Annotated in this window: 21 protein-coding genes and 1 tRNA gene; 8 read left to right on the top strand and 14 right to left on the bottom strand. The window is 52.4% G+C overall.

Features of this window, described 5'->3' with window-relative positions:
- Entirely contained in the window at nucleotides 1–1,512 is a 1,512-nt protein-coding gene (locus tag VB712_RS11755) for a phospholipid carrier-dependent glycosyltransferase (RefSeq protein WP_323254876.1), read from the bottom strand.
- A gap of 178 nt (nucleotides 1,513–1,690) precedes the next feature.
- Between VB712_RS11755 and thrC the strand changes: the two genes are divergently transcribed.
- Both thrC and VB712_RS11745 read left to right on the top strand, forming a co-directional pair.
- On the top strand, nucleotides 1,691–2,989 hold the full coding sequence (gene thrC, locus VB712_RS11750; protein WP_323254874.1) for a threonine synthase: 1,299 nt from the start codon (nucleotides 1,691–1,693) through the stop codon (nucleotides 2,987–2,989).
- Between the two features lie 115 nt (nucleotides 2,990–3,104).
- Nucleotides 3,105–3,380, top strand: coding sequence for a MoaD/ThiS family protein (locus VB712_RS11745; protein ID WP_323254872.1), 276 nt, complete (start codon nucleotides 3,105–3,107; stop codon nucleotides 3,378–3,380).
- A gap of 594 nt (nucleotides 3,381–3,974) precedes the next feature.
- Here VB712_RS11745 and VB712_RS11740 read toward each other — a convergent pair.
- Nucleotides 3,975–4,364, bottom strand: coding sequence for an AbrB family transcriptional regulator (locus tag VB712_RS11740; protein ID WP_323254870.1), 390 nt, complete (start codon nucleotides 4,362–4,364; stop codon nucleotides 3,975–3,977).
- Nucleotides 4,365–4,882: 518 nt separating this feature from the next.
- Between VB712_RS11740 and VB712_RS11735 the strand changes: the two genes are divergently transcribed.
- Nucleotides 4,883–5,878: a succinate dehydrogenase/fumarate reductase iron-sulfur subunit gene (locus VB712_RS11735; protein ID WP_323254868.1), complete on the top strand. Its 996-nt coding sequence runs from the start codon at nucleotides 4,883–4,885 to the stop codon at nucleotides 5,876–5,878.
- 176 nt (nucleotides 5,879–6,054) lie between these two features.
- Here the strand turns inward: VB712_RS11735 and VB712_RS11730 are convergent, their stop codons facing one another.
- The 6 genes from VB712_RS11730 to VB712_RS11705 all read right to left on the bottom strand — a co-directional run bounded on the left by VB712_RS11730 (nucleotide 6,055) and on the right by VB712_RS11705 (nucleotide 13,277).
- On the bottom strand, nucleotides 6,055–7,398 hold the full coding sequence (locus tag VB712_RS11730) for a DUF697 domain-containing protein (protein ID WP_323254866.1): 1,344 nt from the start codon (nucleotides 7,396–7,398) through the stop codon (nucleotides 6,055–6,057).
- 131 nt (nucleotides 7,399–7,529) lie between these two features.
- On the bottom strand, nucleotides 7,530–8,174 hold the full coding sequence (locus VB712_RS11725) for a hypothetical protein (protein ID WP_323254864.1): 645 nt from the start codon (nucleotides 8,172–8,174) through the stop codon (nucleotides 7,530–7,532).
- 162 nt (nucleotides 8,175–8,336) lie between these two features.
- Complete coding sequence (locus VB712_RS11720) at nucleotides 8,337–9,275, bottom strand: SPFH domain-containing protein (protein WP_323254862.1); 939 nt, start codon at nucleotides 9,273–9,275, stop codon at nucleotides 8,337–8,339.
- 41 nt (nucleotides 9,276–9,316) lie between these two features.
- Nucleotides 9,317–9,754, bottom strand: coding sequence for an NfeD family protein (locus tag VB712_RS11715; RefSeq protein ID WP_323254860.1), 438 nt, complete (start codon nucleotides 9,752–9,754; stop codon nucleotides 9,317–9,319).
- 260 nt (nucleotides 9,755–10,014) lie between these two features.
- A tRNA-Pro gene (locus VB712_RS11710) sits at nucleotides 10,015–10,088 on the bottom strand.
- Between the two features lie 183 nt (nucleotides 10,089–10,271).
- Nucleotides 10,272–13,277, bottom strand: coding sequence for a peptidase domain-containing ABC transporter (locus VB712_RS11705; RefSeq protein WP_323254858.1), 3,006 nt, complete (start codon nucleotides 13,275–13,277; stop codon nucleotides 10,272–10,274).
- Between the two features lie 655 nt (nucleotides 13,278–13,932).
- Here VB712_RS11705 and VB712_RS20500 point away from each other — a divergent pair.
- The 3 genes from VB712_RS20500 to grxD all read left to right on the top strand — a co-directional run bounded on the left by VB712_RS20500 (nucleotide 13,933) and on the right by grxD (nucleotide 15,212).
- Nucleotides 13,933–14,493 (top strand): hypothetical protein, encoded by a 561-nt coding sequence (locus VB712_RS20500; RefSeq protein WP_416236331.1) that lies wholly within the window; start codon nucleotides 13,933–13,935, stop codon nucleotides 14,491–14,493.
- An 87-nt stretch (nucleotides 14,494–14,580) separates the two neighbouring features.
- Nucleotides 14,581–14,835 (top strand): BolA family transcriptional regulator, encoded by a 255-nt coding sequence (locus VB712_RS11695; protein WP_323254854.1) that lies wholly within the window; start codon nucleotides 14,581–14,583, stop codon nucleotides 14,833–14,835.
- Nucleotides 14,836–14,888: 53 nt separating this feature from the next.
- Entirely contained in the window at nucleotides 14,889–15,212 is a 324-nt protein-coding gene (gene grxD / locus VB712_RS11690) for a Grx4 family monothiol glutaredoxin (protein WP_323254852.1), read from the top strand.
- Nucleotides 15,213–15,410: 198 nt separating this feature from the next.
- Here the strand turns inward: grxD and VB712_RS11685 are convergent, their stop codons facing one another.
- From VB712_RS11685 to VB712_RS11680, 3 genes are all read right to left on the bottom strand, one after another.
- Nucleotides 15,411–15,938 carry a DNA-binding protein gene (locus tag VB712_RS11685; protein ID WP_323254850.1) on the bottom strand — a complete coding sequence of 176 codons (528 nt, stop codon included), beginning with the start codon at nucleotides 15,936–15,938 and terminating at the stop codon, nucleotides 15,411–15,413.
- Between the two features lie 3 nt (nucleotides 15,939–15,941).
- The gene (locus VB712_RS20495) at nucleotides 15,942–16,199 is read right to left on the bottom strand and encodes a hypothetical protein (protein WP_416236330.1); all 258 of its coding nucleotides are present in this window, start codon (nucleotides 16,197–16,199) and stop codon (nucleotides 15,942–15,944) included.
- 197 nt (nucleotides 16,200–16,396) lie between these two features.
- On the bottom strand, nucleotides 16,397–16,825 hold the full coding sequence (locus VB712_RS11680) for a TM2 domain-containing protein (RefSeq protein ID WP_323254848.1): 429 nt from the start codon (nucleotides 16,823–16,825) through the stop codon (nucleotides 16,397–16,399).
- 455 nt (nucleotides 16,826–17,280) lie between these two features.
- Here VB712_RS11680 and VB712_RS11675 point away from each other — a divergent pair, with 455 nt between their 5' ends.
- Nucleotides 17,281–18,414, top strand: coding sequence for a glycosyltransferase family 4 protein (locus VB712_RS11675; protein WP_323254845.1), 1,134 nt, complete (start codon nucleotides 17,281–17,283; stop codon nucleotides 18,412–18,414).
- Here the strand turns inward: VB712_RS11675 and VB712_RS11670 are convergent.
- The 3 genes from VB712_RS11670 to VB712_RS11660 all read right to left on the bottom strand — a co-directional run bounded on the left by VB712_RS11670 (nucleotide 18,392) and on the right by VB712_RS11660 (nucleotide 20,838).
- Nucleotides 18,392–19,042, bottom strand: coding sequence for a response regulator transcription factor (locus VB712_RS11670; protein ID WP_323254843.1), 651 nt, complete (start codon nucleotides 19,040–19,042; stop codon nucleotides 18,392–18,394). The two genes, VB712_RS11675 and VB712_RS11670, sit on opposite strands and share 23 nt — an antisense overlap.
- Nucleotides 19,043–19,048: 6 nt before the next feature.
- Nucleotides 19,049–19,894 (bottom strand): DUF4344 domain-containing metallopeptidase, encoded by an 846-nt coding sequence (locus VB712_RS11665; RefSeq protein ID WP_323254841.1) that lies wholly within the window; start codon nucleotides 19,892–19,894, stop codon nucleotides 19,049–19,051.
- A 188-nt stretch (nucleotides 19,895–20,082) separates the two neighbouring features.
- The gene (locus VB712_RS11660) at nucleotides 20,083–20,838 is read right to left on the bottom strand and encodes an amino acid ABC transporter ATP-binding protein (RefSeq protein ID WP_416236329.1); all 756 of its coding nucleotides are present in this window, start codon (nucleotides 20,836–20,838) and stop codon (nucleotides 20,083–20,085) included.
- Nucleotides 20,839–21,458: 620 nt separating this feature from the next.
- On the opposite strand from VB712_RS11660, the gene gltB reads away from it, so the two are divergent.
- Nucleotides 21,459–26,045, top strand: coding sequence for a glutamate synthase large subunit (gltB, locus tag VB712_RS11655; RefSeq protein ID WP_323254837.1), 4,587 nt, complete (start codon nucleotides 21,459–21,461; stop codon nucleotides 26,043–26,045).
- Nucleotides 26,046–26,113 lie beyond the last annotated feature (68 nt).

Below are 26,113 nucleotides of genomic sequence, written 5' to 3'. Positions count from 1 at the left end.
TCAAATCCAGTGGGAAAACCACATCCGCAATTGATAGCTTTGGGGAGATAGGGGTAAGCCTAGATAGAGGGGCGACCAAAACCAGAAGGCCACTGCACAGAGGGTGATTAAACCGATACCCCATGGCCACCGGGTTAGGGGGCCTTGCCAACAGAGGCGATCGCAAGCGTAGGCGAGGGCAAGAACGGCGAAAATCAAGGCCGCCATGTAGTGATAGAGAAATGTGCAGCGGCTGACATTGGCCCAGGGGAGCAGATTCGCCCCATAGCTACAGAGGAGATAGAAGTTGATCCCCCGTTCCTGTGGGTCAGCTTGCCATACCCGCAAAAGTAACGTGCCGACCGCCGCCGTTGCCCCCCACCAGAGGATTGGATTCCCCATGCCATGGACATCATAGACCACCTGCACCGCTTCCGGGGGGAGGGTGGGATAGGCGGGGACAGTCTCGCTAAAATTGCGGGCGGTGGCATAGAAATAGGCGACGGGTCGCCACATGAGGAGCCAACTAAACCAGGGGGAACAATAGGGGTGTATGCCTGCGCCACTGCCTAGGGCATGGTGAAAGGCGAGGATCTGGCGATGAACTTGCCAGAGGTTGGGGTGGGGATTGAGGAGCAGATGGGGGATCCAGGCGAGGCTATAGGTGAGGAGGGGAACCAGGCCAAAATAAAGGGCGATGTTGAGGGGGGTGAGGGTGGCTAAACGGTTACAGGGAAAGCCTAAGGTTTGAGGGGCGATCCAGGTGAGGAGGTGGGCGATCGCCCACAGTCCATAAATGGCTAATAAAAACCCTAAGCCATTCCATTTCACCGCAGCGGCACAGCCCAACCAAAACCCCGCCAACATAAAATATTGTTCCGGCTGAAGGGGGCGACGGGAGCGGAGGCCATCGCTCACCCAATCACTCAACCGCCGCAACTGGGCAAACTTGGCCCCCCGATAGTCCCGGAACCAGCGTACTCGTCGGGTGATTACCGTGGGGCGGGGGCGATCGCCCAAGCCTTGCAACAAAGCCAAATGGCCCAACAGGCCAAACAACACCAAATAGATATTATTCAAACCATAGCGGGATTCCACCAACAGCAGGCCATCGAGGGAGAGCAACAGCGCAGTAGTGATCCCGAAACTGCGCCGCTGGCTGAGGTGATAGGCAATCAAGCCCCCGACGACGGGAATTGCGGCTCCGGCGATCGCATTCAACCAACGATAACTAAACGTGGAGCGCATCGCTCCCGTTAACCCATTGATCGTATCTGGTTCAGCGGGCAACCAACTGGCTAACCACATCCCCACGGCGATCAGGATTTGGCTCAAGGGGGGATGGGAGTTATAGACAAATTCCCCGGTTAGGTAGCGATTGGCAAAAACCGGATAGTAGATTTCGTCAAATACAAGAGTATTAAACTGCTCCAACCGCCACAGGCGTAGCAGCAGGCATCCCAAAAAAATTACCCCTAAAGCAAGACGAAACCAAGGGCGTGGCATAGCGGGGCGGATTGTCTCCAGGATCATCAGCGGCAGGGGAGCACAGCGATTAAGAATGCTTTCTGCCCTCAACGTTAACAAGTTGGGAGAGCCTGGGCAAATATTGCCTCAATTTCTATACCCGACAAATTTTATCGGGTATGTTTGACCGGCATTTTTGCCCGTGTTACTATCAGGCAACCGTTGAATTGAGAGTAAGTTTTACATGACACAAGCGATCGCCAAACGCAGTGAATCCGCCACCTTCACCCACCTCAAATCCAAAGAAGGGGACTACACCTACGACCTGCTCCCCATTAATATTTGCGAAAACACCTTCGCCCCCTTGGAAGTGGTCTACGACTACGACAAGATCCGCGATACCGTCACCCGTGAAACCATCGCCGCCGGCCCCCATTCCATTTGGCGGTATCGGGCGTTTCTCCCCGTGGCTACGGATAACGTGATCGATGTGGGTACGGGGATGACCCCCTTGGTGAAGTCCACCCGGTTGGCGCGGCGCTTAGGTTTGAAAAACCTCTACATCAAAAACGACGCGGTGAATATGCCCACCCTCAGTTTTAAAGACCGGGTGGTCTCCGTTGCCCTGACCCGAGCGCGGGAACTGGGTTTCTCCACCGTCTCCTGTGCCAGCACCGGCAATTTAGCCAACTCGACAGCGGCGATCGCTGCCCATGCCGGTTTAGAATGTTGCGTTTTCATTCCCGCTGATTTAGAAGCCGGGAAGGTGTTGGGGACGCTGATCTATAACCCCACGGTGATGGCGGTGAAAGGCAATTATGACCAAGTAAACCGGCTCTGTTCCGAAGTGGCCAACACCTACGGCTGGGGCTTTGTCAACATTAACCTCCGCCCCTACTATTCCGAAGGCTCTAAAACCTTAGGGTTTGAAGTGGCGGAACAACTGGGCTGGCAACTCCCCGACCATATCGTCGCCCCCATCGCCTCCGGCTCCCTCTACACCAAGATCCGCAAAGGCTTTGAAGAGTTTGTCAAATGCGGCTTAGTGGAAGACAAGCCGGTGCGCTATAGCGGCGCACAAGCGGAAGGTTGCTCCCCCGTGGCCCAAGCCTTTAAATCCGGTCGCGATTTCATTGATCCCGTCAAACCCAACACCGTTGCCAAATCCATTGCGATCGGCAACCCTGCTGATGGGGTCTACGCCGTCGAGCAAGCCAACGAAACCAACGGCCACATTGAATCCGCCACCGATGCCGAAATCATCGAAGGGATCAAGCTCTTAGCCGAAACCGAAGGCATCTTCACCGAAACCGCTGGCGGTACGACCATCGCCGTCCTCAAAAAACTCGTCGAAGCGGGCAAAATCAGCCCCGATGAAACCACCGTGGTTTACATCACCGGCAACGGACTGAAAACCCAAGAAGCCATCCAAGGCTACATCTCCGAACCCCTCACCATCGAAGCCAAATTAGACAGCTTCGAGCGGGCATGGGAGCGGGCCCAAACCTTGGATCGCCTCGATTGGCAGCAAGTTTTAGTCTAATTGCCCCTCGATCCCCTACCAACCATCCCCCCTTTTTAAGCCGACCCTCTCCCCCCCTTTTTTAAGGGGGGCAGGGGGGGATCACGTCCATTCCTGTTCTTTCTCAAACTACACTATGGCGATTAAAGTCCTTGTTCCTACCCCCTTGCAGAAGTTCACCAACAATCAAGCGGTGATTGAAACCACGGGTACAACGATCAATGAAATGATTGATCAACTCGAAACCGCTTGCCCCGGTATTAAAGCCCGCATCTGTGATGAATCCGGTAAACCCCGCCGCTTTTTGAACCTCTACGTCAATAGCGAAGATATTCGGTTTCTGGATGGGCCTGAAACCCCCCTCAGCGATGGCGATGAGGTGAGTATTGTCCCGGCAGTCGCTGGCGGCTAACAAAGCTTGTGGGGGGAGACCCAGAGCGTGAGCGCACCGATTCGCGTCAGCGCATCCATCCCCCCCCACAGGATTCAACGGTTAAATTGCTAGTCCTGATCCAATGGGGATCAGGGCTTTTTTGTGGCCATAGAGCCGACATTCCTACTCCATAAAAGGTTCTCAGTGCAGAGCCGCTAGGGGCGATCGCCGCCCCATCAGGAGGCAATCGGGGAACATCCCACTTTTCCCCCCTCACCCTCAATCCCCAGGGAGAGAGAGGGACTTTGAATCTGGTTCCCCTTCGCCCCTTGTGGGAGAAGAAGGGGCAGGGGGGATGTAGACGCGAAGCGGCTGCCCGCAGGGTGGGGTAGATTGTCCAAGCCGGGATGCACCCAGCAATCGGAAAGAGAATATTGCTCAGGGGATGCCCTGAGCAATATCAATTGACATGAAAAAGCGAGGTGATTTCTATTGGTAAAAATCACCCCATATCAACATTAATCCTGTTGTATCGACTGAAATACGCCCTAGACAAGATCCCTAAATTAAGGATCTGTAATGCAGTATCCACCCGTGGATTGATGGGGGAAAAAATCCCCCCCTCGAGGATTGTTAGTTATCGTCGTTACCAGAAGCCAAGCCATTTTCATCGAGCTTGTTCAGCTTGATATGCTTATAACCGAGCTTGATTTCAAATTCATCACCGGGGTGTAAACCCATGGCGTTGGTATAGGTAGAGCCGATGACAATTTGACCATTTTTATGGACACTGACGCGATAGGTCGGTTCACGACCCCGGCCATCTTTGGCACCATCTGGGTCTAAAGCAACGCCTTTTGCCGCCAAAACTGCATCGTAAAATTCAGTCAAGTTCACCCGTGCGCCACCACTTTTGCTACGGGTGTAGTAGCCGCATTGCTTTGCTGTCTCACGGCGAGGCAGTTCAGCTAACTCCTTTACTTTTTGAAGGAGCGCTTTGCCAGTCAGCTTAGTATCAGACATCTTTTTAATAGACCTCCTTATAGGGTTGAGATTTCCGTAGGGATGACTGCATAAATTTGGTCATACTAAGAACTATATCGCTAAACTTCAGGGTTGTGACATTTTTTGAAAATTTTTTTGAAAAAATCTTTAGAGGGCGATCGAGAACTGAGGGATGAGATCAAAAATCAGTCGTGGGAACTGCGAATCTAGGGTTTGTCAATTTTTGCTGTAATACCCTGAGGCCCTAGAGATCAAGAAAATTGCTGATCTTTATGACGGGGTGAAAAATGCCTTGGGGATCACCGGCCAGAGAATTTCAAGGGTGGTTGAAACTTTCCCTGAACTGGAGAAATTGCGGATCTCCATTGCCCGATTGGGATAAAATCCAGATATTGTCGCGATCCTTAAAATGCGCGATCAGCAACCCAAAAACCAAAATTTTTAGTGTGGGTTTTGCCCTTCACCTCGGTTCAGGGATACGATCAGGTTGCTATTTTTGATCTGAGCCGCCGCCAGTCCTCACCCCTCTAACCCCTATGGATGTTACTTTTCAAGTTCTCCGCCAACAGCCCCAAGGCAACCCTTACTCCCAAGAATATCGACTGACTGTCGAACCAGGGGAGACGATTCTCGACTGTTTAAATCGGATCAAGTGGGAGGTGGATGGCTCCCTCACTTTTCGGAAAAATTGCCGCAATACAATTTGCGGGAGTTGTGCGATGCGGATTAATGGCCGTGCCACCCTGGCCTGCAAAGAAAATATTGCTCAGGAGGTGACTCGCTTTCATCCGGTGGGGAGCGATCGCCCCCCGGTGATCACCATTGCGCCCTTAGGAAATTTGCCGGTGGTGCGGGATTTAGTCGTAGATATGGCGCAGTTTTGGGATGATCTCGAAGCGGTGGATCCCTATGTGAGTACCCAAGGGCGAGCGGTGCCGGAACGGGAATTTTTACAAACCCCAGAGGAGCGATCGCGCCTCGATCAGATGGGCAATTGTATTCTCTGTGGGGCCTGTTATTCCGACTGTAATAGTAAGGCCTTTAACCCGGATTTCCTCGGCCCCCATGCTTTGGCCAAAGCCAACCGCCTCATTACGGATAATCGCGACACCCGCACAGAGGAACGGATTGAACAATATAACAGCTTAGATGGGGTTTGGGGCTGTACCCGCTGTTATCAGTGCAATACGGTTTGTCCGATGGAGGTGGCTCCTCTAGATCAAATTAGTAAAATTAAACACGCGGTGTTAGACCGCCATGATCAAGACAGTAGCCGCCCGGTGCGTCATCGTAAGGTGTTGGTGGATTTAGTGAAGTCGGGGGGCTGGGTGGATGAACGGAAATTTGGCTTGCAGGTGGTGGGGAATTATTTTCAGGATGTGCGGGGTTTGGTGAGTATTTTACCCTTGGGATTTCGGATGTTGGCGAAGGGGAAATTTCCCTTTACGTTTGAGCCTTCGGAGGGGACGGCGGAGGTGCGATCGCTGATCAATGCTGTGCAGGATTATCAACGCCATCAGGTGGAACCGTAGGGAGTGAGGAGTGAGGAGTGAGGAGTGAGGAGTGAGGAGTGAGGAGTGAGGAGTGAGGAGTGAGGAGTGAGGAGTGAGAAGTGAGGGAGAAGTGAGAAGTGAGGAGTGAGAAGTGAGGGAGAAGATTCAACTTTCCTCTCTCCTCTCTTCTCTATCCTCTTTTCTTCCCAAAAGATCTATCCGGGCTGACTGACTAAGCGCGATCGCACCTCTTGGACGAATCCCCCCAACCAGCCAGCGGCTTGGGTCTGCTTCAGAGTAGTTTGGAGGCCTTGGCTGATTGTTTCCCAATTCAACGTCCTGGGGGGATTGAGGGGGTCTTGTTGGGCGAAATGGGTGATTAGCGTGAGGCCGACGATGCGGGTGAGGTAGGCGGCACTAATCCCCTGGAGCAGGCCGCCAGCGGCATAGGTGAGGGGGGTGGTTTTGAGGAGGGTGGCGATCGCCTGGGTGGAAACTTCCACCGCCCCCAGTTTGAGCAACAATTCCCCCATGGATGCGGCAGCGGTTTGGGCTTGGTTGAGGCTCAGGGGTTGGCGGTACAGTTGGGCCAGATCGAGGAACATTTGGGCATTAATCGCTAAGGAGGCCAGCAGATCCAACGCCGCGACAGGATTGGCAAAGGCCGCCGCCGCTGCCACCCATTGATACCGTTCGATCATCGGCAGGGCGCGATCGCCCCTTTCCTGATTCAATTGCGTTTTAATTTCCCCCTGAAGGGCAATCAGTTGTCGCCACTGCACGCCCCAGATTAAAGATTCCCTGTGGTTGGCCAACATCGCTAACCGGGTGGGCAGATCCCCCAATTGAGGGGCTTGGGGTTCTTGGGTTTCGGTGATTGAGCCATCGGTGCAATGGTGGCGGACGGTGATCAGCCGGGGAGCAGCGGCAATGGCGAAAACCTGATCCGATGGCAGCCAACCGGCCACCCGTTGCCGGAGCGTATCGAGGAGTTGTTGCCGTTGGGGTTCGGGGTGTTGATCCTGTTTGGTTAAAAGGAGGAAAATGTGATGATGGGCCTGCCGCCATTGTTGAATTTGCACCCATGCCGCAGCGGTGAGATCGCCATCAACGAGGGCTAAGACGAGATGAGTCTGATCCTGAGGTGTTGCCGCTTCTTGATACTCCCAACCTTCCCCAACGGCTAATTGCTGTAATAACGCTGTTTTACCCACCCAAGCACCGCCGGTAATCGTCACCTGGAGCGGCCCCGAAGGGGGTTGAGCCATTGCTTGTAATTGTGTTTGGTAAGGCGTGGGATCAAAATTCGGAGACTCAGCGGCGAGGAGCGTGATCAATGCCTCGGTTTGGGCTTGGGTTTGGGTCAGTTGAGCCGCCGTCAGGGATGAGGGTTGGGAATTGCTGGCCGTAAGGGAGGGGCGATCGCGCCGCAACCACCACATCCCCCCACCGACGGCCATCAAACCCCATAACCCAAGGGTTTCTAAATCTAAGCCCACATCCTGCAACTGCCACCACCCCCACAGGGCAAAGGATAAACCCACCCCACCGATCAACACGGGTTTACTCCTCAATATCGCCATTTTCCCCCCTTATTTCCTGTTGGATCGCTGATTCCATCGTACCGGGAGAGGGAACCTCGTTAAACCCAGGGCCAGGAAATTGATCCCCGCTCCATCCTCGGCAAAAGCTAGCGATTCTCACAGACCGGATCCATTTCGCCCCCCATTTCCCGCACCAATTTGGGTAAATCTTCTTTGAGAAAGACGGTGATTTGGCCACTGTAGGCCATCCCTGTTTCGGTGTGGGCAATTTCCAACCAATAGGCATAGCGATCGCCCCGGCGCATTTCCCCCCGATACCCCTCCGTTCCCGGTCGCCCCAGCCTGCGCCCCAGATCAATGCCAGCGGGCATCGGGTAGGCATAGAGTAAACTGGCCTGACGATAATCTTGATAAATATCTAACCCGTACACCGTGCGCAGGCCAAACTCCAGGCGATCGAGCGGCACACCATTGATAAAATCCCGTAGGGCGATCGTTTCAGAGCGGATCAAGCCGCGATAAATCGGCGTTGCACAACTGCCCCGTGCTGCCATCGGGGAAAGCCGGCCCGGCGGAAAAATCGAAGCGGTAAATTCAAAGGTTTGGGAGCCGCCATTACTGCGGCGCACCGATAGGCCATCCCCCATCACCCCCTCTAGGGCTTGATTGCCTAAAATCCAAGCGGCCACAACGGCGGTGGGTTGGCCGGGCATGGCCAGAGCGGGGGCGATCGCCATCCCCCACCAAAGGCTAGCAGGAATCAGGGCAGAGCAAAGACGGCGAATCACCATAGCAACCATCAAAAAAGCGCGAATACGCCTCCATCCTAACCGATGTTTAGACTAGATTTAACATCCCCCTTGGCTAGGGGTAGGGGCGAAAAATGTTTCGCCCCTGGGCCGATCAGGGCTGCAAATTCAGGGCATTTGAGGATCGTTGTTCAATGCCCCCGATTAATACCCATTCCCCTTAACATCCTGGGGCAGATCCCCTAACACCGAGCGCATCCCTTCCAAGGTAGAAAACATATTCGCCGGATCCATAAACATGATCTTGCTGCTTTCACTGCTGCCCACCACTTTACCCATGGTCAAATAGTCTTGGGCGAGGATAAATTGCAGGGCTTCCTTCGCGTGGGGATCGCTGCGCATTTTATCCATTAAAATATCCATGGCCCGCGCCGTTGCTTGGGCTTTGAGGACTTCTTTTTGAGCCTCCGCCTCTGCCCTTAACACCGCTGATTTTTTGTCCGCTTCTGCATTCAAAATGCTAGCCTCAGCTTTCCCTTGGGCAGAGTTAACCGCCGCATCCCGCTCCCCTTCCGAGGTAAGAATGGCCGCCCGTTTCCGCCGTTCAGCGGTCATTTGTAATTCCATCGAATCCTGCACGGCTTTCGAGGGGGTGATATCGCGAAGCTCAACGCGCAACACCTTCACGCCCCAGGGATCGGTGGCGATATCCAATTCCCGCAACAGCATTTCATTGATTTCACTGCGGGCGGTAAAGGTTTGATCCAGTTCGAGCTTGCCCATTTCGGAGCGAATTTGGGTTAAGACCAGATTGGTGATCGCCTTTTGGAGATTTTCCACCCGATAATAGGCCTTCTCCATATCGACAATTTTCCAATAGACGACGGCATCGGCACTGATGGCGACGTTATCTTTGGTAATACAGGACTGGGGCGCAATGTCGAGGACTTTTTCGCGGGTGGTTTCTTGATAGACCACCTTGTCAATGAAGGGAACCATTAAGTTTAAACCAGGGGTGAGCTTTTTCTTATAGCTCCCCAAGCTTTCCACCAAGGCTTCATGTTTTTCATTGATAATTTTCACTGAGCCGATGGCGGTAGAGCCGCCTAAGGCTAACAAAATCAGTAGAAAAAATTCAGGCATGGATCAACCTCGTAGTGAACTGTGGTGTATATCTTCAGGGGTTAGGGCTGAATTACGGATTGGGGCAGCACAATTAACGTGTTACCTTCGCGGCGGACAATAAAAACCGGCGTATTGGCATTCATGGCTAAGGTTTCATCTTCACACCGCGCTTGCCAGGAGTTGCCATCACAAACGACGCGCCCCAGTTCACCGGGCGCAATGGGGGTGAGGGTGCGACCTTGGCGGGAATCTTCTAATAAGCGCGATCGCCGCTTGGGGGTGAAAGACCGCCGGGAGAAGATGATCCCCCCCGTGGTGAAGACAAGCCAGAGCAGAACTTGGGCGGGAAAGGGTAAAAAGGGCAGGATGAAGGCAAGCAACCCCACGCCGATGGCTGCTAAACCCATGATGAATTCCACAAAGGCGGTGGGAAATACCACCTCCATAAAACAGAGGATGGCTCCCGCAATGAACCAAAGGAGGGTGGGGCTAAACATAGGGGCGATCGCCAAGGAGAAAGAGAAATTCCGGCCGTTTCGGCCAAGTTAACATATTCTCTTTTCTGGCTGGAATGGTTGCCCCTAGGCCCACAACGAGATCAGGGGGAGGACTAAACCGGGTAAAAGGGTTTCCCCATCGAGGTGGGTGAGGCGATCGCACGTTTCCACCCGTTGGCCAGGGGGATAAATGATGTAGGGGCGAAAAATCTTTCGCCCCCAGGCAGATCAACTATACAACTAGATTCGCTCTTGGCAAATCGGGATGACTGGATTCGAACCAGCGGCCCCTTCGTCCCGAACGAAGTGCGCTACCAAGCTGCGCCACATCCCGAAAAATTAAGCTTTTCTACTATAGCATGGGGTGGGGAAGATGGGGAATGGGGAACGGGGAATGGGGAACAGGGAACAGGGAACGGGCAATAGGGAATGGGAATCCCTCGTGACTTGGCTCTGCCAAGTCATGCACCTGCGGAGGCTCTGCCTCCTGAACAATAGGGGCGAAAAATTTTCACCATCAGGCTTGGCGGGCATCCTGTTGGCGGTAGAGGGCGAAGTAGCGACCTTCGAGGGCGATCAGTTCCGCGTGGGTTCCCACTTCTACCACCGCGCCGCTGTCCATCATCACAATTTGATCCGCCCCCTGAACTGTTCCTAAACGGTGGGTGATGAAAATGACGGTGCGATCGCGAAAGGCTTGGGCTAAATTACTACAAACCTGCTGCTCCGTGGGGTAATCGAGGGCGCTGGTGGCTTCATCCAAAATCAGAAAGGCAGGGCGTTGCAACACGGTGCGGGCGATCGCAATCCGTTGCCGTTGTCCCCCCGACAAACTCGCCCCCCGCTCCCCCACCCGCGTGTTATAGCCACTGGACAACTCCATAATAAAATCATGGGCCGCCGCCACCCTTGCCGCCTCGATAATCTCCTCACTAGAGGCTTCGGGGTTATTGAGGGCGATATTTTCCTGAATCGTGCCATCAAATAATAATGGCTCTTGGGGTACAACCCCGATTTGTCGCCGCAGGGAATAAAGCTCCACCTTGGCCACATCGTAACCATCGAGCAAAATCCGCCCCGTTTCCCAATCGTATAAACGCACGAGCAATTTCGTCAGCGTACTTTTGCCCGCCCCACTTTTCCCCACCACCCCGACAAAACTCCCCGCCGGAATATCAAGGTTAACATTCACCAATTGCAGCGGCCCATTGGGTTTAAACCGGAAAGAAACATTTTCATATTTCACCGCCCCCACCACCGATGGCATCGGGATATTCCCCTGATCCGCTTCCCCTTCCTGAGGACTATCTAAAATATCCCCCAACCGCTCCAAAGATAGCCCCACCTCTTGGAAGTTTTGCCACAGTTGCGCCAACCGTAATAGGGGACTAGTGACATAGCTGGCAATGATCCGAAAGGCAATTAACTGCCCTAAACTCAGATCCCCCTGTAACACCAAATAGGCCCCACCCCACAGCACCAACAGGCCAGAAATTTTATTGAGGAAATTACTGGCAGAATTCGCTAGGGTTGAAGTCTGCACGGTTTTAAACCCGGCGGAAACGTAGCGGGCGTAATGTTCTTGCCACCGCCAGCGCGATCGCAACTCAATATTTTGCGCCTTCACCGTTTGAATCCCCGAAACCACCTCCACCAGATGAGATTGGGTTTCAGCGTTGCGTTCCGCCTTGATCCGCAGTTGATGGCGGATTAAGGGGGAAAAAATCAGTGTCGTGATAATGAAAATTGGCACAATGGCCAGCCCCAACAGTGACAGCCGCCAACTGTAAAAGAACATCACGGCAATATAAATCACCGAAAAAACCGCATCTAAAACCACTGTTAAGGCGGTTCCGGTTAAGAATGTACGGATATTTTCCAACTCATTAATGCGGCTGGACAGTTCCCCCACCGGGCGACGGTCAAAATAACTCAGGGGTAATCGCAGCAGGTGATCAATGATTTCTGACCCCAAGCTCATATCAATGCGGTTTGTGGTATCCACAAACAGATAGGTGCGTACCGTACTGAGGATAAATTCAAAAATCGCCACCCCTAGCAGGAAAAACCCCAAAACTTGCAGCGTTTCCGTACTATTTTGGACAATGACCTTATCGATGATTACTTGAATAATTAGGGGATTAGCGAGGGCAAAAAGTTGCACAAAGAAGGAAGCGATAAATACTTCTGTTAACACGCCCTTATATTTCCATAACACCGGCCAAAACCAACTGAGACCAAAGCGTTCCTGGGGGGTATATTTCGAGGGTTGCAACAGCACCACCTGGCCCACATCATCCCAGGCTTCAAGGAAATCCTTGGGCTTGCGCCGTAGAATCCCCACCTCCGGCGCACCAATCACCAACTCCTGATCACTAATTTCATAGAGTACCGCCAGCCGGTCTTGCCACTGCACCAAGGCCGGCCCCTGTAATCGCGTTAACGCAGAAGCGGGAATATTCACCAATTGCGCCGTTAATCCCATGAGTTCCGCCACCGAGCCACAGTTATAGAGGGATAAGCTCCCCTGTCGCCGCAGTTGATCCCCTAACACCCGCTCAATCACATCCCGACGGAAGGGCATCCGAAAATATTGGCTCAACATCTGGAAACAGGCCACCGCTGCATCGAGTTGCGATCGCCCCTTAACGAGGGGATAATCTTGGCGGTTGGGCTTCGGGGCGGCGCTGGGGGGGGTGGGCGCGTCAACGGTTTCCAATTCGGCGGCGTAGGGAATTTCTGCTGGCTCTGGTGATAGTTGGACGGTATCGGGATCGGCGAAAGTGTCCGCAATGGCAACGGGGAGGAGGTCGGCGGCTTGAATGCCGATTAGCCGGGCAGGATATTCCCCCACCACCTCTAGGCTCCGTTGTTGGGGGTCGAGGCTGATGGGATAGCCGGGTTTAAAGTGGGTGACTTGGCCGCCACCGCTGACAAACCAAACGAGATTAGGGTATTGGAGGATGCGGGCGGGTTCGTCTTGGAGGAGGTGACGACCGGGGGGCAGGCTACAAACTTGGGCATGGTTGGCAGCATTTTGCACCCATTCCTTGAGGGCATTACTGTCTTTGAGGTTGGGGAGGGTTTGACGGGAGAGGAGGTCGAAGACTTCAGCGATCGCCGTCCCTTGATGAAATTGAGCCGCCACATCGGGGAAACGCTGGAGGACGGCGAAAAATTCCTCGGCCCCAAGGGTAATGGCGACGGTTTCCGTGGAGGCGATCGCCGTTTCGCAAGGAATGCCCCGCAGCAAACTCACCCAGCCGATCATGTCCCCCGGTTGGAGCAGTTGCAGCGTTAGGGGCATTTTCGTTGTGGGATCATAGCCAATCAGCCGCACCTGTCCCTCATACAAAATCACCACCTGATGGGGGATCTTGTCTCGTACCAACAGGGTTTGACCCATGCGATAGCGAAAGGGCCGCATCCGCCCTAAAACAGCGGCGATCGCCCCTGGTGGCAACATCCCTAAGGGGGTTTGAGCAGTCAGAAAGCTTTGAATTTCGCTAACGGTGTAGGCCATAACGGGGGCGAGCAAGCACGGATCCTTTCCAGAATACCCAATCCCCCAAGGTTGTGGCAGATGGGATCTGGGCCAACCCATCACGGGGAGTGGAAAAAATCGGCGATCGCCTCAACGGGTTGCTTCTCCGGGATTCGTGACCATGGCGGAGCGATCATCACCAGTACAGAACTTTTTTTTAAGAATTATGTCTGAAACAGGGTATCGTAGGAAACGATTGCAATCAATTTTACTGTTTTTAGGAATGGGTCTGAGGGCTTCAATGAGATTCAAGCAGATTATCCACCCCCTGATGTTGGCCAGTTTGACGGTTTTAACCCTAGGACTTCCTGGGGGGGTTCAAGCCCAAGAATTATCGAACCCTGAGCCAGATCCCTTTGCTGTCGAAGATCCCCGGATTTTGCAACAAAGCAGCAGTGTTTTAAGTATGCCCGGCGGCATGGCATTACTGGAAGCGGGGCGCAACGCCAGCGCCCAAGGCAACTATGACCTAGCGGTGGAAAAGCTCCAAGCTACCCGCCAAGTCTTTAACCAACTTTCCAATTTTTATCAACAACTCTCCGGCAGTTTTGCGGGCATTAACAGCCGCCGCGCTGCCCAGCAACGGCAACAGGCCCTCGAAACCGCCCAACTGCGGGATCAATCCACCTATGAACTGGCTTTAGCCCACCATGCCCAAGGCCGGACGGATTTATCCATTCCGTTGCTGATCCAAATTGTGCGATCGCAAAATCCCACCACCCCCCTCGGTCGCCAAGCCCATGAACAATTGGTGCGGTTTGGTTTTGTGCAACCCACTGGCGATTTTGCCCAAATTATCCCGGAAGCAACCCCCACATTACTCAGCTTTGAAGGCGGCCAAAACTTGATCCGTGAAGCAGAAGCGGCGGTCAATGCCGGGGACTACAACCAAGCCCAGAACAAGTTTCAGCAAGCCCGGCAAGTGTTTAATCAACTCTCTAATTTCCATCAGCAACTTTCCGAAACCTTTTCTGGCATTGATCGCGAAGTTGCCCAAGATCAGCGACAAAAAGCCCTTGACAGTGCTCAACTGCGGGATCAAACCACCTATCAATTGGCCCTCGTTCACCGCGCCCAAAATCAGCCGGAACTCTCGGTTCCCTTGTTGATCCAGATCGTGCGATCGCAAAATCCCACCAACGGCCTTGGCGAGCGAGCCTTCCAGCAATTGGTGGAACTGGGTTTTGCGGATTAAGCCAATCCTACTGACAACCATCCCCTGAATGGGGAACAGAGCGTTAAAATCAAGTTTATGTTTGAAGACCCCTTTGTAAACTGACCTATGGTGAGCCTAGACCAAGTTGAATCCATGATTAAGGCCCAATTGCCCGATGCCCAAGTCACCGTTGAGGACTTGACCGGCGGCGGGGATCATCTTCAAGCGACGGTTATTTCCACCGCATTTGAAGGGAAGACCCGCGTTAAGCAGCATCAGATGGTCTACGGTGCTTTACAAGAAGCCCTAGCCACTGAAGCCATCCACGCCCTGGCCTTGAAAACCTATACCCCGGATAGTTGGGCGATCGCCAACGCCTAACTTTTCAAACCAACATCTTTCCTTTTTCCTGTTCTACTACCCCCTAAATCACCATGACTCCAGAAGTCCAAAAACGCATTGACGACCTCGTACAACAAGATAAAATCGTTGTGTTTATGAAGGGTTCCAAGTTAATGCCCCAATGCGGTTTTTCTAACAATGTTGTGCAAATTCTCAACATTTGCGGTGTACCCTTCACCACCTTCGATGTCCTCTCTGATCCCGAAGTCCGCCAAGGCATCAAGGAATATTCCAACTGGCCCACCATCCCCCAAGTTTATCTCAACGGGGAATTTTTAGGCGGTTCCGATATCCTGATCGAGCTTTACCAAAGTGGCGAACTCCAACAAATGGTTGAAGTCGCCTTAGCTTCCTAAGCGTTCATCCTCAGGACTTCAGTCCGCTGACTATCGCAAAGGTATAAAATCAAAAACCCAAAGCCCCTCCCCTCCTTGGGCGAGGGGTTTATCTTTAAGGGGGCTAAAATAACCCGTCTCAAAAGATCAGCAAAATCCCCAGTAGGGGCGAAAAATTTTTCGCCCCCACGCCAATCAGGGATACAACTGGATTCCATCTTACAAAGCAAGACGCTGAATTTTTTCTTGAGCAGTTGGCGCTACTTTCTGCCAGCTTTTCGCAATATTAATGTCCATATTAGCTTTGGCAATCTCCATTAATGAATCATCAATGGAATATGTCTTGAATTCTCGCAACCAAGCTAGGATTTCCGCTAAATGCCAAATTGAGGGTGTACCTTCATAAATAGGAAGTAAGGATCTTGGCTCACTTTCAACAATGAGCTTTCTGATATTTTGTCGAGTGCAGCCAATAATTTTGGCTACATCTGTCAATCCGACAAAATCTGGTGCTGCTTCAATCAAGTTTGCAGATGGAATTACATTTTTAACATCAGCAATAGCAGTAGAAATAGCGTCATAGGCTGATGATGCTTCTCGAATAAAATTGAGTGAAAGATATCCTTTTTTACCAACTCCAATCAAAGCATCATCACAACCACCTGTGTATAAAGCCTCAACATAGCTATCAGGGTCAATTGGGAAATTCCCAATACTAAATTTCAATGTAAAATCATACTCTTTCATTGCTTATTTTTCCTCTTCGCGGTTATATCTTATACAGTTATCGACTACTTGACGAATCTGCCTCGCGTGATTTCCGGCATTTTTTGGAGTACTCCAAACACTGGATATACAAAAGTTGCCACATCTGCATTCCTGATCGTTATAGGGGCAGTAGATTTTACCCCAAGCGTGTGATCCACCCACATCAACGCGCCAGCCATTTTGTTCAGCATACTTTAGCGCAGCCTCAACCTCTTGTTTTGGATGAGATCGTCTACCCATGTCAGCCTTTACTTTTAAATGTAAACCTAAAATCATTGGTTGTCAAGTGACAACTAGTTGTGCAATCATTACGCTGAACCATTTAGAGTTGTTTTGAATTTAGGCAGAAATGTAAATACCCCTCTTCTCTCAATCTAGATATAAGAGGGGTATTTAATAGCCTATTTCTTGACACTTTATGTCTTGGCAACAAATTTTTATATGGTTTTATAGATTACAGCACCGTCGTGTATTCGGTTTTCGACGCTCACAAGACCTTGCCGAGCAAAGCGATCCAGGATCATCTTCACTTCTTCCAAGTCGGCTCCAGTTTCAATGACACAATCGCTAAGAGTTGCACCTCGGTATTCCTTGCAAACTTTGAGGAGACGTTGTTGAAGTTTACGGCTAGGCAGTGCGGCTTGTCCGGCTTTGCCACGTTTTCCATCGTTGAAACGTCGCTCAAAATCTTCCTCCGACATCAACAAAAGTCCAACGAAGTCAAAAATGGAAAGGAGAGCAGGAATCCAAGTCCAGCAAAAGATAAGATAAAAAAAAGCACGAACATTCTGGCCCAGATAAAACTGATGAACTCCGAACCAACCCAGAAAAAATGTGAGAAGGATAGCAACAACTTTATTACGCATAAAAGCTTTTACCTCTTTTCTTTTTAACGGTACAAAACTAAAAGCGAGGAAGAGTTTAACAACTCATTGAGAGAAGAAAGTCTCATACAACAAACCCAAAGGTAAATTCGATAAACTATTCCTGCCCAAAATCTTCCCATAGCAATACTTTTGTATTGATACAAAAAAACAATAATTTTATTGTAGCTCTTTTTTGTAATCCTGGGATATTTTAGCAAGCTTGCCCCATCACAGATGAAAGCGTGGGGACAGGCCGGAGATAACAGGCTAGAATGGTGAGCAGATGTTCTCTAATGATGCCATGGTTGCTACTGCTGACGGCACAACTGCGAGCCTTGGGGATTGAACCTGAGGCTTAACCTTAAACCTGAAGGTTAGGGCGAAAAATTTTTCGCCCCTACGCCAACAATTCGCGAAAATTATACGCCAACGACTATTGAAAATCGCCCCCCACTATGAGCCATTACTTTGCTTTTTTAGAATTATTCAGCCGCGAAGGTGGGATTCAATCCTATGTGATGGATGTGTTGGCCGCCTATGGGGATTGGGCGAAGGAACGGGGTTGCCGGGGGACGGTGGCGTTGCTCCATGATCAGCATCCGGCTGATAATCCCCTCGATTCACCACAACTGACGTTTACCTATTTGGGCCATGAATCGCGAACAATGGAACGCGCCCGTTTAGCCCAACATTTACTCCAATCCCTACTCTTTGAACGACCGGAAAGGGTGATCTGTGGCCATGTGAAGCTGGCCCCCTTGGTGTATCTCTACTGCAAATTGCTGAAAATTCCCTATACCTTAATGACCTACGGGAAAGAGGTGTGGGGAAATTGGGAATATCTCTCCCCTTGGGAAATTCGCGGCCTGCGGGGGGCGGATCAGGTGTGGGCCATTAGTCGCCATAGCCGCGATCGCCTCTGTGGGGCTTACCAAATTCCCCCGGAACGGGTGCAATTCCTGCCCTGTGTGGTGGATGAAGCGGAGTTTACTCCAGGGCCTAAACCGGCGGCATTGTTAGACCGCTATCAGTTAGCTGGATCTAAGGTATTATGGACCGTGGCTCGCCTTTGGCCTGAAGACATTTATAAAGGGGTGGATGTGATGATTCAAGCCCTACCCCTGATTGCTGCGGCTATTCCTGAGGTGAAATATTTAGTCATTGGTCGGGGGGGGGATCAGCCTCGGTTGGCTCAGTTGGCGGCGGATTTGGGGGTGAGCGATCGCGTTATTTTTGCGGGCTATGTCCCCACGGCAGAATTACCTGCCCATTACCGCGTTGCCGATGCCTATGCAATGCCCTCTCAGGAGGGGTTTGGCATTGTGTACCTCGAAGCCATGGCCAGCGGTATCCCTGTTTTATCAGGGTTGGGGGATGGCTCCGCTGATCCCTTACAGGATGGCCGCCTAGGGTGGCAGGTGGAGCATCGCAATGTGGAGGCGATCGCCCAAGGTTGTATTGCCATGCTCCAGGGGGAAGATCAACGCTGTCAGGGGGCTTGGTTGCGCCAAGAGGCGATCGCCCATTTCGGCAAAGCCCAACTGAGCCAGCGATTAACCATGCTGCTCAGTTCGGGGGTAGGGGTTTAGCAAATTGCACCGCAAACAGGGCGGCTTGGGTGCGATCGCGCAACTGGAGCCGCCCTAAAATATGCGTCACATGATTTTTCACCGTCCGCTCCGAAATATACAACTGCTCGGCAATTTCCCGATTGCTCAACCCCTCCCCCAATAGGTTCAACACTTCTAACTCACGGGGGGTGAGTTGGGCCAACTCCGGCGGCGGCTCCGGTGCAGGGGGCGGGGGCGGTGTAGCAATAATTTTCGCCAAGAGGCCCGGCCCCAAATGACCATAGCCCCGTTGTACCGCCCGGATCGCTTCCGCCAACTCCTCTGAGGGAGTGTCCTTGAGCAGATAGCCCTTGGCCCCTGCTCGGATCGCCTGACTCACCAGTTGATCATCATCAAAGGTGGTGAGGATCAAGATTTTCATCTCCGGCTCTTGTGCGAGAAGGGCGCGGGTTGCTGCCACGCCATCCATGACCGGCATCCGGATATCCATCAGGACAACATCAGGCTGAAGGGCGATCGCCTGCTCCACCCCCGCCTGACCCTGTTCCGCCAACCCCACCACCGCTAAATCCGGTTGTGCTTGGAGCAAACTTTTCAAGCCCTCCCGAATAATGGATTGATCATCTACAATCAACAGGCGAATCATTTTAGGTTAAATTTCCTCCTTTAAAAACGGCTCCATCAAAGTCCACCAAGCTGCCGATTTCTGCTCATATTCGGATTCACAACGTTCGGCCCGTTCCTCTGGTAAATATTCATCCTCAACAATGAAGCTAAAGCTTTCAGGATCGCTACCATAAATTAAACAAGCGGTGTTGTAATACCGTTGGGTGCTTAAGGAATGTTCACCCCAATAGGCGAGATCTTCGGGGTTTTCCATTTCTTCCATCGCTTCAGCATCAAATTGGAACATCCCACTAATCACCCCCAGATCATCGCCATAGACATCCAACATAATAATCGTTGCAAAATTATCCGCTGCATCCTCTTCATTGCCAGTAATTGGTAATTCATATTGATCCACAAACGCATGGCCCAATTCATGAAAAAAGGTGAAGGATGTAGCATCAATCACTTCAGCTTGATAATCCTCCTCCGTTTCGATATTTTCCTCAAAAATTTGTAAATAGTAAGCAATCAATTCATAGCACATCGTGATCTCAAGATCGCTAGGGCTATAGAAGGCGTTAGCCACACCACAATTGGTAAAGACAATATTAATGTCATTGGGAAAGGCGAGTTTTTCATTTAACTGGTCAACGAGATCATCAAAAAAGCCCGTTTCTTCCAAAGCGGTGCGAATGCGTTTAAACTCTTCTCCTTTCGCTTTTCCATAGGTGAGATGGAGATCTCCAGTATCATCAATTGCGGCCATACTTTCCGCTTCAACACCGCAACCGACCACACTCACTAGACACAAAATTCCCGCCACTAGAGAGCGCGATGGGTGGGTGAACCGAAAACGTCGCTGTAATCCCGCAAAAAATTGAAGCAACATCAAGAAACTCCTTTATTCCCAGAAAAAAAAGGTGGGAAATTGAGTCCTATTATCTCACTTTTTTTAAGGGTATCAGGATCAAAAGATTTTCGCTCCTAACCGCGTAACTTGGCTCTGCCCAGTAATCCGCTGCTGCGATCTGCCCAGGCAGTACTATCCCTCCTTAGGTGGTTGCCTCCCTACAGGGTTTAGAGAATTTGCGAAAGGAATTGCTTACTGCGTTCATGGCGGGGATTGGTGAAAAATTCCGTGGGCGTGGCTTCCTCCACCAGTTCCCCATCGGCCATCAACACCACCCGATCCGCGACTTCCCGCGCAAACCCCACTTCATGGGTGACACAAACCATGGTCATACCATCATTAGCCAGCGATCGCATTGTATCCAATACCTCCCGCACCATCTCCGGATCCAGGGCTGAGGTGGGTTCATCAAAAAGCATGATTTTCGGCTGCATGGCTAGGGCGCGGGCGATGGCCACCCGTTGCTGTTGCCCCCCGGAAAGCTGCCCCGGAAACTTGCGGGCCTGTTCTAAGATGCCGACTTTTTCAAGAAGTTGGAGGGCGATCGCCTCTGCTTCGGCTTTTTTGCGACGACGCACCCAAATGGGGGCGAGGGTGACATTTTGCAACACGCTCAAATGGGGAAACAGGTTAAACTGTTGAAACACCATCCCCACTTCCCGACGGATGGCATCAATATTTTTCAAATCGTGGGAGAGTTCAATGCCATCAATGGTGATCCGCCCCTTCTGGTAAGGTTCGAGGGCGTTAAACGTGCGGATAAACGTTGATTTTCCCGATCCTGATGGCCCCATAATCACCACCACCTCCCCCCGGCGCACCGTGAGACTCACCCCCCGCAACACATGGAATTGATTGCTGGTGTACCACTTTTCCACATCCCGGGCAATGATCATTGCTTCTCGCTCAGGCTTAGGGGCCATCGCAGCCGCATCGGCTCTGGGGTTTACAGAGGGTTGGCCAGTCATAGTTCTCTCCCGCTTCATCAACGTTTACTTAAATTTTTTTGTTTAACCAAAATTCTCAGCTAACCCCAGTCTAAATCAAGATTTGCCCCAGAGCAGTGGGCTATCACTGGCAATCCTTCCCCAGGATGGCGATTCAACGATGAATTCCTCGCAAGCACCGCCGTTAATCTGGTGTTTTCCTCGTTTTTTGCCCTGGGAGTAGGCTCCGATCAGTTCCCCAATGTTCTGGGGGTGAGCAAGATTACTGGGGCAGGAAGGATCGTGATACCGGGCCCTTTAGGGGCAATCCTGGCAGTAAAATCGATCTAATTTTGTGACCAATTTTACAGTTAGAAAACTATTTTTGCTGATAATCAAAATGCGAGAATCTCAAGCTGGGTATAGGTTTGATGTCATCATTTGCTCACAATGACACCTTGGCTGGACTCTGCAACGAAATATTACAGATCCATGCAACTTGATTTGATCATTTTATTAAGAACGATCCCCTTTCCCAGCTTTTAGAGAGACAATTCTAAAACTCAGACTGTATCTCTGCTTGCGCGACTCACTGTTTCCCTTCACGAATTGCATCCATGACTAACATCAAACGACCACAGCAACAGGGCTTGTACGATCCACAGCTAGAGCATGATGCCTGCGGGGTTGGGTTCATCGTGCAGATGAAGGGAGTGCGATCGCACGCCATTGTTGATCAGGCCCTGACGATTTTGGTCAACCTCGAACATCGGGGGGCCGTCGGGGCAGAACCCAACACGGGAGACGGGGCGGGGATTCTCACCCAACTCCCCCATGATTTTCTCCAGGGGGCGGCCCAGGAACAGGGGATCACGCTCCCGGCTCCGGGCCATTACGGCGTAGGGATGTTTTTTGCCAACCCTGATCCCGCGATCCGTCAACGGGGCCGGGAAATTCTCGAAAAAATTGCCACAGAAGAGGGGCAAACGATCCTCGGTTGGCGCGATGTGCCGACGGATCATGGCGATTTAGGCCAGACGGCGCGGGATAGTGAGCCGTTTATCCAACAGGTGTTTATTGCCCGCAATCCCAAGATTGCTGATGATTTGGGGTTTGAGCGCAAGTTATATGTGATTGGTAAGCGATCGCACCATGAAATTCAACGCTCCGGTATCGATGAATATTGGTATTCCACCAGCGTTTCCAGCCGCACGATTGTTTATAAGGGGATGCTCACCCCCCCCCAAGTGCGCAGCTATTTCCCCGATTTGAGTGATGAACGGTTTACCAGTGCGTTGGGGTTGGTGCATTCCCGCTTCAGCACGAATACCTTCCCCAGTTGGGAGCGATCGCACCCCTACCACTACATCGCCCACAATGGGGAAATCAACACCTTGCGGGGCAATATCAACTGGATGCACGCCCGCCAAAGCCTCTTTGCCTCGGAACTGTTTGGCGATAGCCTCAAGGCCATGCAGCCGATCATCGATATGGACGGCAGTGATTCCGCCATTTTCGATAACACGCTGGAATTGATGACCCTGGCCGGTCGCTCCTTGCCCCATGCAATGATGATGATGATCCCGGAACCCTGGGCCGCCCATGAATCGATGAGCGATGAGCGTAAGGCATTTTATGAATACCACGCCTGCTTGATGGAACCTTGGGATGGCCCCGCTTCCATTGCCTTCACCGATGGGACGATGATGGGGGCAGTATTGGATCGCAACGGTCTGCGCCCTTCCCGTTACTACGTCACCCATGATGATCTCGTGATTATGGCTTCTGAAGCCGGGGTCTTGCCCATTGAGCCGGAGCGGGTCGCCTTTAAGGGTCGCCTCGAACCGGGGCGGATGTTCCTCGTCGATATGGAGCAGGGGCGAATTGTCGCCGATGAAGAAATTAAGCAGGAAATCACCAGCGCCCACCCCTACCGGGATTGGTTGAATCAATACCGGGTGGATTTGGCGGATTTACCGGCGGCGGAACCCGCGCCCACGTTGGGGGCTGAACTGTTGGCCCATCAAAAGGCCTTTGGTTACACGTTTGAAGAGTTGCGGCTACTCATTAGCCCCATGGCCCAAAATGGCGTGGAAGCGGTGGGGGCGATGGGAACGGATACCCCCTTAGCGGCACTTTCTGATCGCCCCAAACTCCTCTACGACTATTTCCAACAACTCTTTGCCCAAGTTACCAATCCCCCCATTGACTCGATCCGGGAAGCGATCATCACCTCCGCTGTCACCACCATCGGCTCCGAGGGCAACCTCCTCAACCCGGAACCCCAAAGCTGCCAACTGATCCAACTCCCCACCCCCATCCTCACCAATGCGGAATTGTCCCAGTTAAAAGGGGTGAATTTGCGGGGTTTCCAATCCCAAACGCTGCCGATTTTGTTTGAGGCGGCCCAAGGGGTGGAGGGGTTACAATCCTCCATGGCAGAATTGTTTAGTGCGGCGGATGGGGCGATCGCCGCCGGTAAGAATATCCTGATTTTGAGCGATCGCGGCGTGGATCAGAGCCATGCCCCCATTCCCGCCCTGTTAGCGGTGGCGGGCCTCCACCACCACCTGATCCGCAACGGCACGCGCACCCGCGTCGGCCTCGTCCTCGAATCCGGGGAACCCCGCGAGGTGCATCATTTTGCGGTGTTGTTGGGCTATGGTTGCGGTGCGATTAACCCCTATGTGGCCTTTGCCAGTATTGAGAACCTGATTCAGGAAGGATTGCTTAAGGGTGTGGAAGTGAAGACGGCGGTGAAAAACTACGTCAAAGCGGCTACGAAGGGCGTGATTAAAATCGGCTCCAAAATTGGCATCTCGACGATCCAGAGCTATCGCGGGGCGCAAATTTTCGAGGCCATTGGTCTGCACCACAGCGTTGTTGATACCTATTTCTCCTGGACGGCCTCCCGGTTGGAAGGGGTGGATTTGGGCGTGATTACCGCTGAGGCCCTGTTGCGCCACCATAGCGGGTTTAGCGATCGCCCCGGCTCAACCCCGACGCTCGATGTGGGGGGCGAATACCAATGGCGCAAGGATGGTGAAGAACATTTATTCTCACCAGAAACGATCCATCTGCTGCAAAAAGCAGTGCGGGAAGGGGATTACAACCTTTATCGCCAATACGCCGCTCTGGTGAATGATCAAGGCAAAAAGCAATTCCGGCTGCGGGATCTGCTGGCCTTTAAAGAGCGGGAACCGATCCCCCTGGAGGAGGTGGAACCCATCGAGGCAATCATGAAGCGGTTTAAAACGGGGGCGATGAGCTACGGCTCTATTTCCAAGGAAACCCATGAGGCGTTGGCGATCGCCATGAACCGCATCGGCGGCAAATCCAACACTGGGGAAGGGGGCGAAGACCCCGAACGGTACACCTGGACGAATGAACAGGGGGATTCTAAAAACAGCGCGATTAAACAGGTAGCTTCCGGTCGCTTTGGCGTGACGAGCCTTTACCTTTCCCAAGCGAAGGAAATCCAGATCAAAATGGCCCAAGGGGCCAAACCCGGCGAAGGCGGTCAACTGCCCGGCCTCAAGGTCTATCCCTGGATCGCCAAGGTGCGCCATTCCACGCCCGGTGTGGGCTTAATTTCCCCACCGCCCCACCATGATATTTACTCCATTGAGGATCTCGCGGAACTGATCCACGACCTCAAAAACGCCAACCGGGAAGCGCGGATCAGTGTGAAACTCGTTTCTGAGGTGGGCGTAGGAACGATCGCCGCTGGGGTGGCCAAAGCCCATGCCGATGTGGTGTTAATTTCCGGCTTTGATGGGGGAACCGGGGCCTCCCCGCAAACCTCGATTAAACACGCCGGTTTACCCTGGGAATTGGGTTTAGCCGAAACCCATCAAACCTTGGTGTTGAATAACCTCCGCAGTCGCATTGCCGTCGAAACCGATGGGCAAATGAAAACGGGGCGAGATGTGGCGATCGCCACCCTCCTCGGTGCGGAAGAATACGGCTTCTCTACCGCCCCCCTTGTCACCCTCGGTTGCATCATGATGCGGGTCTGCCATAAAAACACCTGCCCCGTCGGTGTGGCCACCCAAAACCCCGAACTCCGCAAACATTTCAGCGGCGATCCCCAGCACACCGTTAATTTCATGACGTTCATCGCCACGGAATTACGGGAAATCATGGCCCAATTGGGTTTCCGCACGATCAACGAAATGGTGGGCCGCACCGATGCCCTGGAGCAAAAGCAAGCCGTGGATCACTGGAAAGCCAAGGGCATTGATCTGAGCAAGATCCTCCATCAGCCTGAAGCCGGCCCCGAAGTGGGGCGGTATGCACAAATTCCCCAGGATCACGGTTTGGCGAAATCCTTAGACATGACGACGCTATTGGATCTCTGCCAGCCAGCCCTTGAGCAGGGGGAAACCGTCAAGGCAACGCTGCCCATCTGCAATATTAACCGTGTGGTGGGGACAATTTTGGGCAACGAAATCAGCAAACGCCATTGGGAGGGCCTCCCGGACGGGACGATCCATCTTCATTTCCAAGGCACGGCGGGCCAGAGTTTTGGGGCGTTTGTTCCCAAGGGCGTGACGCTGGAATTGGAAGGCGATGCCAATGATTATGTGGGTAAAGGTTTGAGTGGCGGCAAGATCATCCTCTATCCTCCCAAAAATTCCACATTTATCCCGGCAGAAAATATCATCGCGGGGAATGTGGCATTCTACGGAGCCACCAGTGGCGAGGCCTATATTCGCGGCATTGTCGGTGAGCGGTTCTGTGTGCGCAATTCCGGCGTTCATGCGGTGGTGGAGGCCGTGGGGGATCACGGTTGCGAATATATGACCGGCGGGAAAGTGGTGATTCTCGGTCGTACCGGGCGCAACTTTGCAGCGGGGATGAGTGGCGGCGTGGCCTATATCCTCGACGAGGCGGGGGATTTTGCCAGCCGTTGCAATCGGGAGATGGTGGATCTTGAAGCCTTGGAAGACCCGGAAGAAATTCGCGATCTGCGGGAGATGATCCAAAAACACGCGGAATATACGGGGAGCGATAAGGCCCAAGAGGTTTTGGCCGATTGGGAGGCGATCGTGCCGACGTTTATCAAGGTGATGCCCCGCGACTACAAGCGGGTTCTCCAACATATCCAAAACGCCTTGGCCAATGGCTTGAGCGGCGATGATGCGCTGTCGGCGGCCTTTGAGGAAAATGCCCGCGATATTTCCCGGATTGGCGGCAGCTAGTCAGTCATTTCGTAAGGTGGGTGGGTATTACCCACCTTATTTCTTAAATTAGATTAAGTAAATGATGA

It is taken from the genome of Spirulina sp. CCNP1310 (assembly GCF_034932185.1).
Lineage (GTDB): Bacteria > Cyanobacteriota > Cyanobacteriia > Cyanobacteriales > Spirulinaceae > Spirulina.
The sequence above is the reverse complement of the archived record's forward strand: the minus strand, read 5'-3'. Positions and strand labels throughout refer to the sequence as shown.

Coding starts and splice junctions, on each gene's coding strand:
- VB712_RS11680 (WP_323254848.1), bottom strand. CDS start 16,825: ATGCGTAATAAAGTTGTTGCTATCCTTCTCACATTTTTTCTGGGTTGG.
- VB712_RS20495 (WP_416236330.1), bottom strand. CDS start 16,199: ATGGGTAGACGATCTCATCCAAAACAAGAGGTTGAGGCTGCGCTAAAG.
- VB712_RS11660 (WP_416236329.1), bottom strand. CDS start 20,838: ATGGCCCCTAAGCCTGAGCGAGAAGCAATGATCATTGCCCGGGATGTG.
- VB712_RS11745 (WP_323254872.1), top strand. CDS start 3,105: ATGGCGATTAAAGTCCTTGTTCCTACCCCCTTGCAGAAGTTCACCAAC.
- VB712_RS11715 (WP_323254860.1), bottom strand. CDS start 9,754: ATGTTTAGCCCCACCCTCCTTTGGTTCATTGCGGGAGCCATCCTCTGT.
- grxD (WP_323254852.1), top strand. CDS start 14,889: ATGACTCCAGAAGTCCAAAAACGCATTGACGACCTCGTACAACAAGAT.
- VB712_RS11665 (WP_323254841.1), bottom strand. CDS start 19,894: ATGTTGCTTCAATTTTTTGCGGGATTACAGCGACGTTTTCGGTTCACC.
- VB712_RS11740 (WP_323254870.1), bottom strand. CDS start 4,364: ATGTCTGATACTAAGCTGACTGGCAAAGCGCTCCTTCAAAAAGTAAAG.
- gltB (WP_323254837.1), top strand. CDS start 21,459: ATGACTAACATCAAACGACCACAGCAACAGGGCTTGTACGATCCACAG.
- VB712_RS11725 (WP_323254864.1), bottom strand. CDS start 8,174: ATGGTGATTCGCCGTCTTTGCTCTGCCCTGATTCCTGCTAGCCTTTGG.
- VB712_RS11735 (WP_323254868.1), top strand. CDS start 4,883: ATGGATGTTACTTTTCAAGTTCTCCGCCAACAGCCCCAAGGCAACCCT.
- VB712_RS11720 (WP_323254862.1), bottom strand. CDS start 9,275: ATGCCTGAATTTTTTCTACTGATTTTGTTAGCCTTAGGCGGCTCTACC.
- VB712_RS11705 (WP_323254858.1), bottom strand. CDS start 13,277: ATGGCCTACACCGTTAGCGAAATTCAAAGCTTTCTGACTGCTCAAACC.
- thrC (WP_323254874.1), top strand. CDS start 1,691: ATGACACAAGCGATCGCCAAACGCAGTGAATCCGCCACCTTCACCCAC.
- VB712_RS11685 (WP_323254850.1), bottom strand. CDS start 15,938: ATGAAAGAGTATGATTTTACATTGAAATTTAGTATTGGGAATTTCCCA.
- VB712_RS11675 (WP_323254845.1), top strand. CDS start 17,281: ATGAGCCATTACTTTGCTTTTTTAGAATTATTCAGCCGCGAAGGTGGG.
- VB712_RS11755 (WP_323254876.1), bottom strand. CDS start 1,512: ATGATCCTGGAGACAATCCGCCCCGCTATGCCACGCCCTTGGTTTCGT.
- VB712_RS11695 (WP_323254854.1), top strand. CDS start 14,581: ATGGTGAGCCTAGACCAAGTTGAATCCATGATTAAGGCCCAATTGCCC.
- VB712_RS11670 (WP_323254843.1), bottom strand. CDS start 19,042: ATGATTCGCCTGTTGATTGTAGATGATCAATCCATTATTCGGGAGGGC.